At 38.6% G+C, this 18,309-nt stretch carries 17 protein-coding genes and 1 pseudogene; 8 read left to right on the plus strand and 10 right to left on the minus strand.

Annotation, left to right across the window (positions count from 1 at the left end; translation table 11 throughout):
- The first annotated feature begins 188 nt into the window (after positions 1–188).
- Positions 189–1,172 carry an IS110 family transposase gene (locus L656_RS0110040; RefSeq protein ID WP_024599096.1) on the plus strand — a complete coding sequence of 328 codons (984 nt, stop codon included), beginning with the start codon at positions 189–191 and terminating at the stop codon, positions 1,170–1,172.
- A gap of 38 nt (positions 1,173–1,210) precedes the next feature.
- Here the strand turns inward: L656_RS0110040 and L656_RS0110045 are convergent.
- Positions 1,211–1,507, minus strand: a pseudogene (locus L656_RS0110045) (family 1 glycosylhydrolase); the annotation flags it as partial.
- A 258-nt stretch (positions 1,508–1,765) separates the two neighbouring features.
- On the opposite strand from L656_RS0110045, the gene L656_RS0110055 reads away from it, so the two are divergent.
- Together L656_RS0110055 and L656_RS0110060 are read left to right on the plus strand one after the other, a co-directional pair.
- A complete protein-coding gene (locus L656_RS0110055; protein WP_024599107.1) occupies positions 1,766–3,040 on the plus strand; it encodes a sugar MFS transporter in 1,275 nt (424 codons plus the stop codon).
- Complete coding sequence (locus L656_RS0110060; RefSeq protein WP_024599108.1) at positions 3,040–5,592, plus strand: glycoside hydrolase family 3 protein; 2,553 nt, start codon at positions 3,040–3,042, stop codon at positions 5,590–5,592. The genes L656_RS0110055 and L656_RS0110060 overlap by 1 nt, the downstream gene beginning before the upstream one ends.
- A gap of 181 nt (positions 5,593–5,773) precedes the next feature.
- Here L656_RS0110060 and L656_RS0110065 read toward each other — a convergent pair whose 3' ends face one another.
- Complete coding sequence (locus L656_RS0110065; protein WP_080668963.1) at positions 5,774–6,727, minus strand: GGDEF domain-containing protein; 954 nt, start codon at positions 6,725–6,727, stop codon at positions 5,774–5,776.
- Between the two features lie 353 nt (positions 6,728–7,080).
- On the minus strand, positions 7,081–7,971 hold the full coding sequence (locus L656_RS0110070; protein ID WP_024599110.1) for a TIGR01777 family oxidoreductase: 891 nt from the start codon (positions 7,969–7,971) through the stop codon (positions 7,081–7,083).
- Positions 7,972–8,141: 170 nt separating this feature from the next.
- Here L656_RS0110070 and L656_RS0110075 point away from each other — a divergent pair, with 170 nt between their 5' ends.
- Entirely contained in the window at positions 8,142–9,179 is a 1,038-nt protein-coding gene (locus tag L656_RS0110075) for an AI-2E family transporter (protein ID WP_024599111.1), read from the plus strand.
- A gap of 69 nt (positions 9,180–9,248) precedes the next feature.
- On the opposite strand, the gene L656_RS0110080 is transcribed toward L656_RS0110075, so the two are convergent.
- The 6 genes from L656_RS0110080 to L656_RS0110105 form a co-directional block, all read right to left on the minus strand.
- The gene (locus L656_RS0110080) at positions 9,249–10,328 is read right to left on the minus strand and encodes a flavin monoamine oxidase family protein (protein ID WP_024599112.1); all 1,080 of its coding nucleotides are present in this window, start codon (positions 10,326–10,328) and stop codon (positions 9,249–9,251) included.
- Positions 10,329–10,433: 105 nt separating this feature from the next.
- Entirely contained in the window at positions 10,434–10,844 is a 411-nt protein-coding gene (locus L656_RS0110085) for a hypothetical protein (RefSeq protein ID WP_024599113.1), read from the minus strand.
- Positions 10,831–12,168 carry an ATP-binding protein gene (locus L656_RS0110090; protein WP_024599114.1) on the minus strand — a complete coding sequence of 446 codons (1,338 nt, stop codon included), beginning with the start codon at positions 12,166–12,168 and terminating at the stop codon, positions 10,831–10,833. The genes L656_RS0110085 and L656_RS0110090 overlap by 14 nt, the downstream gene beginning before the upstream one ends.
- Positions 12,162–12,836, minus strand: a complete 675-nt coding sequence (locus L656_RS0110095; protein ID WP_007375447.1) for a response regulator transcription factor — start codon at positions 12,834–12,836, stop codon at positions 12,162–12,164. Before L656_RS0110095 ends, L656_RS0110090 begins: the two co-directional genes overlap by 7 nt.
- 2 nt (positions 12,837–12,838) lie before the next feature.
- On the minus strand, positions 12,839–13,096 hold the full coding sequence (locus tag L656_RS0110100; RefSeq protein ID WP_024594903.1) for a PepSY domain-containing protein: 258 nt from the start codon (positions 13,094–13,096) through the stop codon (positions 12,839–12,841).
- A 160-nt stretch (positions 13,097–13,256) separates the two neighbouring features.
- Positions 13,257–13,559: a YciI family protein gene (locus tag L656_RS0110105; RefSeq protein WP_024599115.1), complete on the minus strand. Its 303-nt coding sequence runs from the start codon at positions 13,557–13,559 to the stop codon at positions 13,257–13,259.
- 189 nt (positions 13,560–13,748) lie between these two features.
- Between L656_RS0110105 and L656_RS0110110 the strand changes: the two genes are divergently transcribed.
- Positions 13,749–15,173: a sodium-dependent transporter gene (locus L656_RS0110110; protein ID WP_024599116.1), complete on the plus strand. Its 1,425-nt coding sequence runs from the start codon at positions 13,749–13,751 to the stop codon at positions 15,171–15,173.
- Positions 15,174–15,447: 274 nt separating this feature from the next.
- Positions 15,448–15,900, plus strand: a complete 453-nt coding sequence (locus L656_RS0110115; RefSeq protein ID WP_024599117.1) for a hypothetical protein — start codon at positions 15,448–15,450, stop codon at positions 15,898–15,900.
- A gap of 71 nt (positions 15,901–15,971) precedes the next feature.
- On the opposite strand, the gene moeA is transcribed toward L656_RS0110115, so the two are convergent.
- The gene (gene moeA / locus L656_RS0110120) at positions 15,972–17,189 is read right to left on the minus strand and encodes a molybdopterin molybdotransferase MoeA (RefSeq protein WP_024599118.1); all 1,218 of its coding nucleotides are present in this window, start codon (positions 17,187–17,189) and stop codon (positions 15,972–15,974) included.
- 96 nt (positions 17,190–17,285) lie between these two features.
- Between moeA and modA the strand changes: the two genes are divergently transcribed.
- Together modA and L656_RS0110130 are read left to right on the plus strand one after the other, a co-directional pair.
- Positions 17,286–17,987 (plus strand): molybdate ABC transporter substrate-binding protein, encoded by a 702-nt coding sequence (modA, locus tag L656_RS0110125; RefSeq protein ID WP_024599119.1) that lies wholly within the window; start codon positions 17,286–17,288, stop codon positions 17,985–17,987.
- Positions 17,974–18,309 (plus strand): hypothetical protein (locus L656_RS0110130; RefSeq protein WP_024599120.1); only part of this gene is annotated, 336 nt, incomplete at its 3' end. The genes modA and L656_RS0110130, both read left to right, overlap by 14 nt.

Raw genomic sequence — 18,309 nt, forward strand, 5'->3', positions numbered from 1 at the left:
CCTTGTATCTCTCATTGATTAATGATTAGCTATCATTTATCACATCGAAGTCAGTGAGCTTGCCTTTACGCCTAGTATTTAATACTGCGCCGTAGATAAAGCCCTGACTTTCTATTCTCACAAACTGAATGGTATCCAAGCACACTTTTTTTAAGTAGATGCTGTATGTACAAGGGGAGTAAGTAGAGATGATGTTTATCGGCATTGATATTAGTAAAGAGAAGATTGATTTATCGTGGTTGAGAGACCAGCTTACAAACAAAATTAAAACAAAAGTCTTTAAAAACAAGCATCAAGACTTTTTAGCAATAGAAAAATGGCTTTTAAATACAACTAAAAGCGCTGCTAATGAGCTCGTTATCACCCTCGAACCAACGGGTGTTTATCATGAAGCACTGATGTATTTTTTACACGAGCAAGGCTTTAATATTATTTTAGCGAATCCCGGTAAAGCTAAAAAGTATGCAGACGCTTTAAACATAATTCATAAAACAGACAAATCTGATGCAACGATGCTTGCTCATTACGGCTGTGCTAAGCACGCAGTCGTTAGTTATTGGCAACCTGATGCATTAGAAGTTAGAGAGCTTAAAGCCCTTATCCGTCGTTTAGATGCGCTTGAGAGTAACCGACAACGAGAAGCTAACCGATTAGAAGCAAGTGAATTCAGCAACGTTTCCGCGCGTGTTTGCCAATCGATAAAAGTAACTATCGCGTTTTTAGATGACGAAATTAAACAGCTTAAATCTGACATTGATAACCACATAGATAATGAACCTGATTTAAAAAGAAACAGGAAACTACTTGAGTCTATCCCTGGCATAGGGCCCGTATTATCGAGAGAGCTGACGTATTTATTTGCGGCTAAAAAATTTAATAAAGCCAAAGAAGCGGCGGCTTATTGTGGATTAATTCCACGGCATAATGAATCGGGTAAATTAAAAGGGCGAACATCAATCAGTAAACTTGGGCCAGCCAGAATTCGATGTAAACTTTATATGGCGGCCATTGTTGCAGGGCAATGGAATAAAACAATAAAACGACATAAGTTAACGTTAATAAATAATGGTAAAACACCGATGCAAGCTGTGTGTGCAAATATGCGAAAGCTCATTCATATATGTTTTGGTGTAATAAAAAACCAAGAAGCGTTTAAGCTCCAAGAAAGTTAAATACGACCTTGAAGCTTAAAATGAGAGATGGTATCTACAGGATTTAACTTTCCGTCTTGAGTCATAACGCGAGGCCATGAAATAGAAAGCCTGTAAGCATCAACACCTAGAGACTCTATTAAATCTATGTCTTGTTGCCAATTGTTGTAATGATCGCAGGCAATATGACCATGTGAATTATCAGCAATTTTACCTGCAGTACTACAAAAGGTATCCCAAATACACGGTAAGCGATGCTCATACCCGCCCTCTATCTGAAATGATGCTGTTGCTACACCATAAACAAAGTCTTTTGTTAATAGAGGTGAATTAAATGGTAATGATATTTTTGTCATTGGTTACAAACCTTTTTGAGAACTTAATTGCACGCTTAGCGCCTATTTTTACTGACTTTCAGCGGTTACAAAACATTATTAAAAATAAAAGTTGTTGAAATATGTAACATGTTCGTATTTAATTAGCCGTGAAAGCGCTTACATTTTTAGATTAATGTTAATTAATCTTCAGGTCAACTCTTTAATACTGCGCCTTAGCGGGGTTTGTATTAATTACTTACTGAAGATCAATTTATAATAATAAATTGCGGAGAGCACATGGCTAGTTCAGCACCACTGACATCACACACACAGTCGCAAAACCACCAAGATAAAAACTATGGTTTTGCACTTACATCTTTAACTTCACTATTTTTTATGTGGGGTTTTATTACCTGCTTAAATGATATTTTGATTCCGCATTTAAAAGCGGTTTTCGATTTAACTTATGTTCAAGCAATGCTTGTGCAGTTTTGCTTTTTTGGCGCTTACTTTTTAATGTCACTCCCTAGTGGATACATTGTTAAAAAGCTTGGTTATAAAAAAGGAATCGTGGTTGGGCTTTTAATTGCGGCAGTAGGGTGTATCTTATTTTACCCAGCAGCGTCTTTACATAGTTATCCTGTGTTTTTATTTGCTTTATTTGTACTAGCCAGTGGCATAACGTTATTACAAGTATCTGCAAATCCTTATGTAAGTTTGTTGGGTTCAGCAAAAACTGCGTCGTCTCGTTTAACACTAACCCAAGCTTTTAACGCGTTAGGTACTACGGTTGCGCCATCATTTGGTGCTCTGTTAATTCTGGACTCAGCGTCAGAAGCCTTTTTAACACCTGCACAAAATGCAGAATCAGTACAACTTCCTTACCTCCTTTTAGCTGCAATGCTTATTTTACTAGCCGGTATTTTTGCATGGCTTAAATTACCAGACATTATGAGCGAGCAAAAAGCAGAAGCCGAAAAATCAGAGGTAATTGAAGGCAGTGCTTGGCAGTATCGCCATCTTGTATTAGGTGCTGTGGGTATATTTATGTATGTAGGCGCCGAAGTGGCAATTGGTAGCTTTTTAGTAAGCTTTTTAGCACAAGAAAATATAGCAGGGCTAAAAGAGCATGCTGCAGCTCATTACATCACTTATTATTTTGGTGGTGCTATGGTTGGGCGTTTTATTGGTGCTGCTGTAATGCAAAAATTACCTGCTGGTAAAGTACTTGGCTTTAACGCAACCATGGCTATTATTTTAGTTGTTATTGCCATGAGCACGTCGGGTCAATTAGCAATGTGGTCAATACTATTGGTTGGTTTATTCAATTCTATTATGTTCCCCACTATTTTTAGTTTAGCGTTAAATGGACTTGGCAAACATACAGCTCAAGGCTCTGGTATTTTGTGTTTGGCGATTGTGGGTGGTGCAATAGTGCCACTTTTACAAGGTGCACTTGCTGACAGTGTGGGTGTTCAACTTTCGTATGTTTTACCTATTTTATGTTACATATTTATCGTGTTCTATGGTTTAAGCGGTAGCAAACCAGTTCATGCGCAGGAGACTCTATAATGAAAACCCCTTTTACACTTAATAAAATAGCCTTAGCAACATTAATTGCATCAGTAGGTACTTTATCGGCTTGTTCAAACGACGCAGTGACATCGGTTGAAACTAATGAAACGTTATCTAAAACAGCGCAAATTTGGCCAAAACTTAATATTGCCGTTAAAAAAGATGCCGATATTGAGGCTAAAATAGTTAACTATTTAAAAGCCATGACACTTGAGCAAAAGGTTGCTCAAATGATTCAGCCAGAAATTCGTGATATTACCGTTGAAGACATGCGTAAATATGGCTTCGGTTCATACCTTAATGGCGGTGGCGCATTCCCTAATGGCGACAAACATGCAACACCAATGGACTGGGTAGCCTTAGCAGAGAGCTTTTATCAAGCTTCTGTCGATGACTCAGTTGATGGCAGTAGTATCCCAACTATGTGGGGCACCGATGCAGTACATGGCCATAATAATGTAATTGGTGCGACGTTATTTCCACACAACATTGGTTTAGGCGCGGCGAATAATCCTGATTTAATCGAGCAAATAGCATCGATTACTGCAGTAGAGGTAATGGCTACGGGTATTGATTGGGTATTTGCACCCACAGTTGCCGTAGTGCGCGACGATCGCTGGGGAAGAACCTACGAAGGTTACTCAGAAGATCCAAAAATTGTACATGATTACTCAGCAGCCATAGTAAATGGCTTACAAGGTAAAGCCGATGGCGACTTTTTAAGTGACAAGCGTGTAATTAGTACCGTTAAGCACTTTATTGGTGACGGTGGCACGGTTGATGGGGATGATCAGGGTAATAACATCGACAGTGAACAATCATTATTTGATATTCACGCACAAGGCTATGTAGGCGGTTTATCAGCAGGTAGCCAATCGGTTATGGCATCGTTCAATAGCTGGAATGGCGTTAAAAATCACGGCAATAAATATCTACTTACTGATGTATTAAAAACACGAATGGGTTTTGATGGATTTGTAGTAGGCGATTGGAACGGTCACGGTCAAATTGAAGGCTGTACTAACGAAAGTTGTGCGCAAGCCGTTAATGCTGGCCTTGATATTTTCATGGTGCCAACAGGTGCCTGGAAGCCTCTTTATAACAATACAATTGCGCAAGTTAAGTCAGGCGAAATTAGTATGTCGCGTATTGATGACGCAGTGAGCAGAATATTACGCGTAAAACTTCGCGCTGGTTTATTTGATAAACCAAGCCCGGCTAAGCGTCTTTACTCTGGAAAAACAGAGCTAATTGGTGCCCAAGAGCACCGCGAAGTAGCACGTCAAGCTGTGCGCGAATCACTTGTGTTACTCAAAAATAAAAATAACCTATTGCCTATCGCAGCTAATCAACGCGTACTTGTTGCAGGTGATGGTGCCGATAATATAGGTAAACAGTCGGGTGGTTGGAGTATTACGTGGCAAGGTACTAATAATAAAAATGCTGATTTCCCTGGTGCTACTTCGATATATAAAGGGCTTGAAGATCAAATATCTGCAGCAGGTGGAAGTGTTACTTTAAGCGCTGATGGTACGTTTGAGCAACGTCCTGATGTTGCCATTGTTGTATTTGGTGAAGAACCTTACGCAGAAGGGCACGGCGATAAAGATAACCTTGAGTTTGAGCGCGGAAATAAAAAGTCATTAGCACTTTTAAACTCACTAAAAGAGCAAGGCATTCCTGTTGTATCTGTGTTTATATCAGGTCGACCTATGTGGGTTAACAGCGAACTTAACGCATCTGACGCGTTTGTAGCTGCATGGTTGCCAGGTACAGAAGGCGCAGGTATTGCTGATGTTTTATTAAAAGCGGCAGACGGCACGATTCAAAATAACTTTAAAGGTAAATTATCGTTTTCTTGGCCTAAATCAGCAGTACAAACTGCGGTTAATAAAGGCGATGAAAATTACGACCCATTACTCCCTTATGGTTTTGGCTTATCGTACGGCGATAAAAATGTGTTAGCTGACGACCTTGATGAAGACTCTAAACTTGATAACTCTGGGCTTACGAGTATGGATATACTTGTTGGTGCACCTGTAGCACCATGGCGCTTATTGTTAAAATCGGGCGATGAGCTTTTAGATGTATCGAGTAGTACCCATGAATTTGGTGCAATTAAATATCGTACTGAGGACAAAACAGTACAAGAAGACGCGCGCCAATTTAACTTCAGCGGTACAGAAAAAGCCAGTGCTGAAATAGTAACAAGCTTTGCAGAAGATACCATTGCCTATGTTGAAGCCGATAGTGTGATTAGCTTTGATATTAAATTAAACGAAGCACTAACGAGCGATATAGCACTTGCTATGACTTGCTCGGGTGAATGTGGTGCAAGCATTGATTTAGCAAACGTAGTGGATAAAACCATTGAGAATAAATGGCAGTCAGTATCAATCGATTTAGGTTGCTTTGCTGATAAGGGTGTTAATTTTGCAAACCTAACAAGCCCATTTAGCTTACGCAGCAATGGTAAAGCATCAATTTCTGTAGCTAATATTCAGTTTGTGCCAAATAAGGCAGGCGAAGCTACATTGTCTTGTAAGTAGTTTATTAACTCTATTGTGTGTATACCAAAGCCCTTCGAATGAAGGGCTTTTTTTATGTAGAGGTAACCTGCATAAACACTTGAGCTAATTGATATAACTTAATAGGAACTGGTCGCTATAAGTACAAAGGGTTACCACGTTTTTATAAGAGGGGCCTTTTTTATAATTACTTATAAAATAATTAGCACTGCATTAAGAGGTTTTTCTCGTCAAAGCTGACTACTTTATCTCTGCCAGTTTCTTTAGCAAGATAAAGGCGCTTATCAGCCAGCGACAGTAAGTCTTTTACACTCATTTTACCATTTAGTGCACTACTCACACCGGCGCTTACAGATAGGTTAATATGCGAGTTTTGATAATAAAATGGATGCTTAGAAATATTTTCACGTAAGTGCTCTGCATATTCTTTAGCTGCTCGTAGAGAATAGTCTGGTAGTAATATAGCAAACTCTTCACCGCCTATTCTGGCGCAAATACCTTCATCAATAAATTGCTCTTTTATGTGCTGCGCAATCCATTTAATTGCTTGATCGCCGGTGTCGTGGCCGTACTTATCATTTACACGCTTGAAAAAATCGATATCTAGGATAATTACAGATACGTTTTTATCATTGTTGTTAGGTTGTTTAAGGGTTTCTTTGGCATTATTAAAGAAGCCTCTTCGATTAAATAATTGTGTAAGAGAGTCGGTGTTCGCAAGGTTCGATAGCGTGTATTCACTATTAGAAAATAACAAAAATGGCAGTATAAGAGCACTTAGAGTGGCTAATAGTAAATGACTAATAAGCACAATTTGTAAAGGCGTTGCTACATCCTGAATACTCGAGCTCAGTACCGGTATTAGTAGAAATATTACGTTTAAAAACATAACACCGCTGTGCACTAAAAAGCAGGTGATCAACGCCTTTTTCTGGGCTTTAGCAACAAAGCTCATGCTTTTGATTAAATACGCCGTGTAAATAAATAATCCGGCAATTACTAAGCTCGTTAGCATTTTTGCTGCTTCGAAAGGATAAATTGCCAATAACAATAAACCAGAAAACCCAAATATGCAGTAAAGAGGCATTAGACTAATATTCTGTATATTTTTATATTTATATAGCCCAATAATAATTAAAAGTGGGCTCATAATCATAGAAATACTAGCCAAGTAGTGGGTTATCAAAGGAAAGTCTATGTATAAGCGCAAACATGCCAGTATTTCTGCTAGCGCAAATGTGGCACAGGCTAAACCAAATAGTAGAAAAGATGTTTGTTTTTTATATTTATAAATTGAGAGAAAGAATAAGCTTATGAGTAAGTTAAGAATAAAAGAGAGGAAGATCACAGTAGGCAAATGAAACATGATTTATTCTCTTTATTATAAAATGATGAAATATATATTCAATTAAGTGTGTAATTATTATGTATTAATAAGAAAAGGTCAATTCGGTTAAAAGGATTGCTTTTCAATTTTCTGCATTCTACCTTAAGAATTATTAACGCCCGCTAAACCAAGCTCTCTAAAGCTGATTTAATATCTGGATGATGAAAACGATAATTATGAGCTAGTACTTTTTTAGGAACTACAAATTGCCCCGTTGTAAGTAAGTCTGACATTTCACCCATTAATAGCTTAAGCACTACGGTTGGCATAGGGATAAATGCAGGTCGTGATAACGCCTCGCCTAAGCTTTTACTAAATTGAGCGTTGCTCACAGGGTTTGGTGCAGTTGCGTTAACAGGACCTGATATTTCAGGATGTCTAATAATAAAAAGTATTAGCTGAATCATATCGTCGATGTGTATCCACGACATACCTTGCTCGCCATCACCAATAGGGCCACCCAAGCATAATTTAAAAGCGGGTAGCATTTTACTTAATGCCCCACCTTTTTTGGCCAAAACAATACCCGTACGTAATAGGCACACTCTGGTTTGTTCTGATTGCGCTAGTAAAGCTGCACTTTCCCAGTCTTTACAAAGCTGGTGGCTAAATTCGTCGTGAGGGTTTTCACAGGTTTCATCAATAGTGTTACTATTTTGTCGACCATAAAAGCCTACAGCACTTCCAGAAATAAAAGTATGCGGGGGAGTGCTACAAGCTTTAATAGCTTCGCTAATTTGTTGTGTAATACCAATACGGCTGTCGCGTATTATTTGCTTTTGCTTGTCGCTCCAGCGTTTATTTACAATCGGTTCGCCAGCTAGATTAATAACAATATCAACGGTGTTAAAATCTACTGTATTAACATTGCTTACGGCTTTAACTTTATGTCCCAGTAATACGTTAGCTTTAGTTGGATTTCGGCTAAGCACAGTAACAGTATTATGATGAAGTAAAAAAGGGCATAAGTGCTTACCAATTAATCCCGTCGCGCCAGTAACAAATATATGCATTATTAATCCTTACAATAAAATAGTAGCAAGTGATTAAAAAACATACTCGCTAGCAAACAGCTTTGCAAATTTATACGTAAAACAGGCTTTTATGATCACTTCGTCATTATTTCATTTAATTACCTTTTGCCTTACACTAAGGCCATATAATTAATAAAAGGATTAATAAATTGGCAAGTTTAACTGGAGTAAATAAAAGCTTAATAGTTTTTGCTTCCTTAGTGGTCGTACTCGCGGGGATAAAAGCAGCAAGTGTAATTATTATTCCGTTTATTTTGGCAGCGTTTATTGCCATTATTTGTAATCCGCTAATCAGGTTTTTTGCGCGCTACCGAATTCCTAAAGGCATTGCTGTTATGTTGGTGGTGCTTATTATAGTTGGCTTAGGTGTGAGCCTTGGCGGGCTTGTAGGGCAATCAATAAATGATTTTTCGCAGCAACTTCCTGAGTATAAAACACAACTCAAAGAAGAATTTGTATGGCTGGTAGATTTAGCATCTCAATACAATATATTGATCAATAAAGATCAGTTAATCAATATGTTCGACCCAGGTAAAATGGTTGATGTAGCCACCAATATGCTCACTGGTTTAGGTGGCGTAATGGCAAACATGTTTTTAATTATTTTAACTGTTGTTTTTATGCTGTTTGAAGGGCCAATGCTGAGCAAAAAAATACACATGGCACTTGAAGATCCTGATAGCAAAATGAAGCAAATTGACCGCTTTTTAGAGTCTATTAATTCATATTTGGCAATTAAAACGCTAGTAAGTTTAGGTACGGGTATTATTGCTGCGTTTTACTTATGGATTTTGGATGTAGACTACTTTGTGCTTTGGGGCGTATTGGCGTTTATGTTCAATTACATTCCTAACATAGGGTCAATTATTGCGGCTGTACCGGCAGTATTACTTGCGCTTATTACTCAAGGCCCGTTAATTGCGGGATTGGTTGCTGCAGGTTATTTAACAATAAATACGGTAATGGGTAATATTGTAGAGCCTAAATTTTTGGGCAAAGGGCTAGGTCTTTCAACGCTAGTAGTATTTTTATCATTAATATTTTGGGGCTGGTTATTAGGTACTGTAGGTATGCTTTTATCTGTGCCATTAACTATGATTGTAAAAATAGCCCTAGAAGCCAGTGCAGAAGGTAGGTGGGTTGCCACTCTACTAGGCAGTGGCGAAGACGTTGCTAAAAATAACTAACATCTATAACCATCAAGGGCTGTAAAATTAAAGCCCTTGATGGCTACGTTAACAGTAAATACAAGACTATTAATTAACAAACAATTTAATAGCGTCATCCACTGCGTTTATTGCGCCTTCTAAATATCCCGCTTCTTGTTTTGCAAACTCACTCGCTACAAAATGAATATTTAGGTTATTTAATTGCTCATCCAAGCCAGAAAAATCAAATTCAGGGTGCTGTGAAGGCTGAGTTTGATCGTCTCTATTCGCTACAAATTTATCGTCTGCCCAGTCTTTAATAAAGTACCCCGTTGCCTTTTCTGCATCTTTACCATAAAAGTAGCTAAGCTGCTGGACACAAGCTTGAATTAATTGCTCTTGAGTTACTTGATTTCGTGATAAGTAGGGCACACCTATAAAGCCAAATAATGCGGCGTAATTGCCATCTTCAGCACTGGCATCGTGAATCTCGGCCATAGGGCCTACGCGGCTAAAGCACTGCCCTGATAAGTTTTTATCACGCCAAAATGCATGTTCAAAAGTAGCTATAAATTTGGCTTGTCCTGCCATCCATGTAGGTACACTACTAAGGCGGTTTATGAGTGTTGGAGTCGCCCATAGTTCAGGTGTTAAGTGTGTTGTAACCATACGAGCAGGAACTGCTGAAATTAGTTTTTCAGTAGTAAAGTGCTTAATATTACCTAAGTGATTTACCGTAATTTGCCAGTTGTTATCACCTTTTTTAAGCTCAGTGACATTGTGTTCTAATAACACAGAATCAGGATTAAGTTGCGCGTATAAGGCAGTTATTAAGGTATTCATGCCGTGCTTAAGCCTAAATAACTGCATATCTCCAGCACCTGCAATTTGTTGAGGCTGCTTGGAATTAGGTGCTTGATATAACACATCACCTTTGTTGTATTGCTCAAATATACTCAAGTTGAATGACTTTACTAAAGCTTGAATTTTTGGTTGGTGGGGAAATATCCACGTAGGGCCCAAATCAAAACTAACATCGTTATTTATTGGTGATTGCGCGGCAAAAATTCGACCGCCTAATTGCGATTTAGCTTCCAGTAATAAGAACGGAATATTAAGTTGTTGTAATTTATACGCACAGTATAAGCCGGCAAGTCCGCCACCTATAATTATTACTGGTTTAGTCATTTTTATTACCCATTTAGCAATCTACTAGTAGATAGTTTGTTTTGATATAAATAAATTGTCAAGCGGAGCGGGGAGTGTACAGAATAACTTAACTAATTAGTTTCGTTAGAATGGGTGTTTTAGTGATTCTGTAAATTGATTTATAAGCTCAATTTCACAGAGCTTATAGCTAATTGCAGCTGTTGTCGCATTAGGAAGTTTTATTAAATAGCGCCATTGGCAGGCGCTCTCCAGGTACTTTTCGCTATTAGTAATGCTACGCATAAATAACGGAAGTACTTGAGTATTACCTGTGCTTTCTTGTGATTTAGTTAGCTCATATTTGCGCTTTTGTATCCAACTGCCTTGTACTTGCTTTGCTTTATCAATTTGGGTATCTAGGCATTGAATATACCGCTTAGCTTCATCGGTTGTTGCTTTAGCGGCTAAAGTACATGCCTCATCTGCCAAGCTGTACTGGCTTGTAGCTAATAGCACAATGGCAGTGAGTTTTAATAAATAGTTACTTTTTGTCATTGTAATTAAACTCTAAGATAAATTGAGCGCCGGCTAACTTATCAGCATCGGTAATGGTTAGCGTACCGTGATACGACTTAACTAAATCTGATACAATCGCCATGCCTACGCCGTGCCCGCTTTCATAAGTATCGAGGCGAGTACCACGTGTAAGTAAAGATTCGCGCTTATCTTCTGGCACGCCAGGACCATCGTCGCTAATTCCAATACACAGGGTTTTACTTTGGAATACTTGTATTTCTACTTGCGAGCGACATGCTTTACACGCGTTATCAATCAAGTTACCGAGTAATTCCATTAAATCTGTTTGATCGCCTAAAAAATAATCTTTTTCAGTTACAGTGCAGCTAAAAATAATATCTTTATCACGATATACTTTTGCCATAGCACTGAGTATTGAATCGAGTACTGGCTTAACAGGGGTTTGTTTTTTCCATGTGTCTGATGCGCCTGTTGCAGCACGTTTTAATTGGTGCTCGATCATCACATTAATGCGGTCGAGTTGTTCTTGTGCATCGGCATCGTTTGCCAATGGACTTGATTTTAATACAGCCAGCGGCGTTTTGAGTGCATGAGCAAGGTCGCTCAATGAGGCTCTATAGCGTTCCTTTTGGCGTTGTTGCGACTCAAGTAGCAAGTTTAGATCTGCTTTTATTGTTTGCAGTTCTACTGGGTAGAGGCCTTTAATTTCTTGAATATCGCCTGATTCAATCGCTTTTATTTCTTTATCGAGTCGTTGGAGTGGGCGAGCGCTCCAAATGAAACCAATCGCCATCAGGCCTGCAATTGCAATCCCCATGATAAACATCCAATCTACAAGGGTTTGCTTAAAGCCATCCATTAAACGAAGTAGAGCGTCGTTACGTTTAACTAATATAAAGCGAGCTTGTTCTGATTGATCTATGTTGTTTAAAATTACAGTCAGACTAAGTTGCCAATAAGCGGTATTATTATATTCAACACGCCTAAAGTCGGCAGCACCTGCTTTGGTCTCTATTTGCTGAGGTACATAGTTTAAATTTACAGCCGACTCTGAGTTCCAAACCGGGTCATCATCGCGGTAGATCATTGCGTAGGTATCAGAATTTAATCTGTTTAACTCAGGCGCTAAAATAGTGCTGGGCATAATAATACCATGCTCAGTAAAATCGACTTCAGATATTAGCGAGTAGAGTTGTGCTTCGAGGGTTTTTTCTGTCGCATCAACAAGTGAAGCGTAATACGCCTTACCAATTGAATAAAATAAGATAGGAAGTGCGACTAACAAAACAAAGACAAGGATAAATCCTTGCCTTATTTTTAACGATATTTGCGGTATTACCACTGGCTTTTAAGCCTGTAACCACGCCCACGTAGTGTTTCTACTGGGTTTAGTACGCCTTCAGGGTCAAGCTTTTTACGCAAACGTAGTACAAATACTTCAATTACGTTTGAATCAAGGTCGAAATCTTGGTCGTAAATGTGCTCAGTCAGTTCTGATTTAGAAATTACTTTTTGCGGATTTACCATTAAGTATTCAAGTACTTTATATTCGTAAGCTGTCAGGCTAAGTTCTTTGTCATCAACCCATACTTGTTGTGAACGTGTATGGATTTTAATTGGACCTGCAGTCATTTCTGGATTTGCTTTACCAGCACTGCGACGAATTAATGCATTACAACGGGCAATAAGCTCTTCAACATGAAATGGCTTAGTAAGGTAGTCATCGGCACCTGCATCTAAACCTTCTACTTTATCTTGCCAGCGATCGCGCGCGGTTAAGATTAAAATAGGGATTGTAATGCCTTGTGCTCGTGCTTTATTAATTAGCTCAATACCGTCTATTTTAGGTAAACCTAAATCAACTACGGCCATATCAAGCGGGTATTCTGTAATGTGGAAAAGACCTGCTTCACCATCGTGGCATAAATCCACGCTGTAACGTTCTTTTTCTAAGGCATTACGTAGGTTATCTGCTAAATGTAAATCGTCTTCTATAACTAAAATTCGCATTTTTAATCCTTTTTCACTTCGCCGGTTTTTTTATTAATATGTAAATCAACGACGTGGCCGTCAGATTTGAGTATTCGTACGGTATAAAAATCTGTTTTTTCAGTGATCTTTAATGTCTTACCGCCAATTGTTTTCTTTGCGAGTATTACGGCTTTCTTTTTGTCCACCTCAGCATGAGATGCTTGGGTGGCGGTTGCTGCTTGACTAAAGTTAGCTAAGCTAACACAAGCAATAAAACCGAGGCTTAATAATACGCGCATAATGGAAAACTCCTAGACCAGACTCACTTAGTTTAATTAACTAAGTTACTAAAATTCAAGTAAAAACGGTAAATTCGTTTTTATCCTGATAATTTTAATTAAAATCCTGTGAACAAACCCTGAATTACAGTGCAACGCACGCTCTAGGGTTTAATACTTTTTAAGCAGGAAATACCTTTTTAAAAGGTTTAACAATTGTATTTTCATAGATGCCAGCGGCAACGTAAGGGTCTGCTGCTGCCCACTCTCGAGCTGCTTCAATTGATTCAAATTCAGCAACCACTAATGAACCGGTAAAACCTGCTTCTTGAGGATCTTCACTATCGACTGCCGGTAATGGACCGGCGGTAAGTAGACGGTTTTGTGAATCAAGCTCACTAAGGCGTGCTAAATGTGCCGGGCGTGCTGCTTTTCTAAGCTCTAAGCTGTTTTCAACGTCTGTTGAGTGAATCATGTACAACATAAGGAATCTCATAAAAATTGTTAAATTTGATTAACGCAATACTACCACAGCGTTGAAAATTGGTGAATTAAAAGCGTATTTACACAGGTTTACACTTCGATTTTATTTTTAAGCTGTAATTGCTTGAAAATCTCTGTGTAACACTGGTAGAGTCGCTGAAATATACAAAATAATAAAAAGGTTTTATGCATGAGCGAAAATAGAGAACGATTTAGTTCCCGCCTTGGATTCATAATGGCAGCGGCCGGTTCAGCTGTTGGTATTGGTAATTTAGTTGGTTTTCCGGTTTCTGCTACTAAAAATGGTGGTGGCGCATTCTTATTAATTTACGCTTTATTTGTCATATTCATTTGTTTACCAGTCATGATGGCTGAAATGGCAATGGGTCGTAACGCTCAAAAAGATCCACTTGGTTCGTACAAACTATTATCTAATAACGATAAAAAATGGAAGTTAGCTGGGTTTTTTGCGGTGCTTACACCATTTATGATTGCTGTATTTTATATGGTGATTACGGTTTGGATCTTTGGTTATTTAACGCAAACAGGCCTCGGTAATTTAGATTTACTTGCAGATCCTGGCCACTTTGGTGTTTTTATTAATAGTTACACTGTGTTTGGTTATATGGCTGTTGTGGTTATTATCGTTAACTTAATTTTGTTAGGTGGTGTTAAACAAGGCATAGAAAAAGCCGCCAAATTTTTAATGCCCGCTTTATTAGTTATGCTACTAGCTCTAGTTACTTATGTATTAACGCTTGATAACGCAATGGCCGGTGTTAAATACTACATTATTCCTGATTTTTCTAAGATGAGTGCAAGTGTACTTAATGGCGCATTAAGCCAAGCGTTTTTCTCGCTATCGCTGGGTATGGGTATATTAATGACTTACGCGTCGTACATTTCTAAAAAAGATGACATTGTAAGCAGTGCTAAAATGGTCGCTATTACTGACTCACTCGTTGCGTTTGTAGCGGGGCTAATGGTGTTGCCAGCGATATTTAGCTTTGACCCAAATACAGACCCATCAGCACTTTCTGATTCGTCCGTATCAATGATTTTTGTATACCTACCTAAAATATTATTAGCACTGCAAAATGATATTGGTTATGTAGGTGCGTCTATTGTTGCGTTCTCATTCTTCTTATTAGTATTTTTTGCAGCGATTACTTCACTTGTTTCAATAGTGGAAGTCCCGACTGCAACACTAAGTGATCGTAAAGGTATTAGCCGTAAAAAAGCACTGGGCATCCTTACACTTTCAACCGGTGTACTTACTATTTTATGTACAATGTCGTTTGGTATGATTGACAGCCTTACATCTTTCACCAGTTATGGCGGCGTTAGTAAGAGCTTTTTTGATATTATTGTTGATGTATTTTACGACACAATTTTACCGCTTAATGGCTTAATGGTGTGTTTGTTTGTAATGTACCGCTGGAAAAAAGCACGCTTAACACAAGAGCTAAGCTTAGGTTCGCCTAATTATGCGGGAAGCTTGATGGAAAAGTACGTTAACTTTTCACTTTCAACGTTTATTCCTGTCATTCTAGCTGTAATATTTATAAATACAGTGGCGACTAAGTTTTTTGATTTAAAAATATTTGGTTTTTAATAGGCTTCTTTAAAAGCTTATTGAATAATATAATGCCGCTCAGTTAAGCTTAGCGGCATTTTTTATAGGCGTTTTTTACAGGTATCTGGTCTAACTATTATACCAACCTGAATAAATCTTTGATCAATTTAACGAATTAAATTGCACTATAACGTCGTTAAAAATTTTTTATTTAGAACAACTAGATACAAAAATTTTTGCCTAGTTCTAGCGTAATTTTCTTAACGTTAAATAGACCCCATATATAAGCAGATTGGTATTAAAGGGATTTAAAATGAATAAAATTATTATTGGGTTTGCTTTTGCTATTTCATCATTTGGCGCATTTGCACAAAGTACTGATGATTGGCCAGAAGGCGGTGCAATGCACACGGGCAATACTTATAATTTAGAGGGCAATAGGTACAAAACTAAAATCAGTAAAATGATGGATGAGATCTACCCTCAACTAACTGATGATTACCAAGTAGATGCAGTTAAAGCGCAAATAAAAGCATGGGAGCAATATATAGATGCTACATGTAACGTAGTTGGCATAGCAACAGGTGCCGGTGGCTCTTGGCCCTCAACGTATAGTGTTAAATGTGAAAGAAGCCTAAGTTATGACAGATACTTTGCGACTAAAAATGCGCTGAAGTGTGTTAATAGGTTGAGCAAAGAAGAGTTTGTAGGACGTAGCGAAAAGTTAAACTGTTTAATCCAAACTCTAAACATAAAAATATTTTAGAGGCTACATAGCGCTACAGCTAAATTATACAGTTAGCTGTAGCATGTTAGGCTTTATAACACCTCAATACTTTATAGCAACTCAATACTTACTGTTGCGCCTTTTTCGATATTGCCGCTTTGTGCTGGCACTACAATTAAGCAGTTAGCTTTACTAAGCGACGAAAGTACACCCGAGCCCTGTTTATTAAACGGGGCAACCATCAAGTCACCTTGTTCGTTAATTGTTGCAGTACCGCGTTGAAAGTCGGCTCTGCCAGGGCGCTTTTTAATAACGGATGTAGTAACAGCGTTAAAGCGCATTTTAGGGTTTACTTCACCAAGACCCGACAGTTTTTGCAGTGCAGGCTCTACTAACTGATTAAATGTAACAGCGGCCGATACAGGGTTACCTGGCAAGCCAAAAAAGTAACTGTTACTTAGTTTACCAAAGGCAAAAGGTTTGCCTGGTTTCATGGCTATTTTCCAAAAGTGAATTTCGCCAATTTCGTTGAGCACTTCTTTAGTAAAGTCGGCTTCTCCAACCGATACGCCGCCTGAGCTTATTACGGCATCGGCGAGTTCATTCGCTTTTAAAAATGCATTGGTGATGAGTTCTTTGTCATCAGGGATTATTCCTAAATCGATCACGTCGATATTTTTTTGTTGCAGCGCACTAATAATAACAGCGCGGTTACTTTCAAAAATAGCGCCTTGTTTAAGAGGCTGACCAGGTTCAATTAGCTCATCGCCTGTAGAAAGTACGGCTATTTTTAAAGTTCTCACCACGTCTATATTGGCAATACCCAACGATGCAAGTAACCCCACATCAACGGCTTTTAATTTATCGCCTGCTTTTAAAATAACATCGTCTATTGCAATATCTTCGCCAGCAAAACGCACGTTTTCATTTAGCTCTGGTTGCGCGGTGAACGTAATTTTATCGCCATCTACCGAGGCGTTTTCTTGCATTACAACGCCGTTAGCGCCTGGTGCAATGGCGGCGCCGGTCATTATTCTTACGCATTGCCCAGGGGTAAGCGTTCCTTCAAAAACTTGACCCGCAAACACGCTACCTACTTGTGTATAAGTTAAGCTTTTATCTGAAATACACAGCGCATAGCCATCCATTGCAGAGTTGTTATGAGCGGGTACGTTTATAGTTGATTTAACATCGCTTGCTAAAACGCGATCAACACTTTGCATTATAGTGATGGTTTCAACGTCTTTAACAGGCGTTATTGAGCCAAGTATATTTTGTATTGCAGTTTCAATTGGTAATAAACCGGGTGCATTGCAAACATCGTTCATATATATTGCTTACTTAAATCATTTTATTTTGAAACAATACTTATAATGTCAAAGCTTTACAATACATGGTTGGGTTATTTTTTGTGTATAGCATGCATGCTTTCGTGCAGCGTAAACGCAAAAGAAACGCTGCAAGTAGCCGTAGCGAGTAATTTTAAAACTGTATTGCGAACCCTACTAAAAAAATCCCCATTACCTAATGTTGACGTGAAAATATCAGCTGCTTCTAGCGGTGTTTTATATTCGCAAATAGTGCATGGCGCGCCATTTGATGTGTTTTTATCGGCTGACGATTTTCGACCGCAATCACTTATTAAAGAAGGTTATGCCGATCAAAGCAGTTTAATCACTTATGCGTTAGGCGAACTTGCTTTGTGGCAACCAAAAGCTGAAAAAGTAAATGATAAAGTAGCCATTGCTAATCCGCGTTTTTCACCATACGGGCGTGCCTCAGAATATTACGCGAATAACCATTTTAAAAAGCCAGTAAATTATGTGTACGGTAATAACATTACGCATGCTTTTCAGTTTGTTGAAAGCGGTAATGTAGGCGTAGGGCTGGTGGCTGTTTCATCACTAAAGGCGGCTTACAGTAACACGCAAGATCAAAAATATTTAGATTACACCGTGCTGCCTACCAATCAATATCCCGATATAATTCAACAAGGCGTTATTATTAGCTCGACTAAAAAGCATGCTAGCGCTAAGCAACTTATGCAATTTTTAATGGCAGAAGCTACGCAGCAGCAGTTAATTGAATTAGGTTACAGAATAAAGGACAACAATGCTTCAAAGTGATTTAACCGCGCTGTGGTTAACTATAAAACTTGCCTTTATAACCGCAGTGCTCCTTCTTGTTTTTTGTATTCCACTGGCTTACAAGCTTGCTGGCTATAACGGTAAATTTAAACCATTTTTAGAGGCATTAATTGCAATGCCTTTAGTGCTGCCGCCTACGTTGTTAGGGTTTTACTTACTTGTTTTATTTTCGCCTGATCACGCTTTTGGGCAGTTTTGGTTTTGGCTAACGGGTACGCAGCTTGCGTTTAGTTTTCAGGGCGTGGTTATTGGCTCTCTTTTTTATTCACTGCCCTTTGTAATGCAGCCGCTTGTGGCTGGG

Origin of the sequence: Pseudoalteromonas sp. TAE56 (assembly GCF_000497955.1) — a bacterium.
Classification (GTDB): domain Bacteria; phylum Pseudomonadota; class Gammaproteobacteria; order Enterobacterales; family Alteromonadaceae; genus Pseudoalteromonas.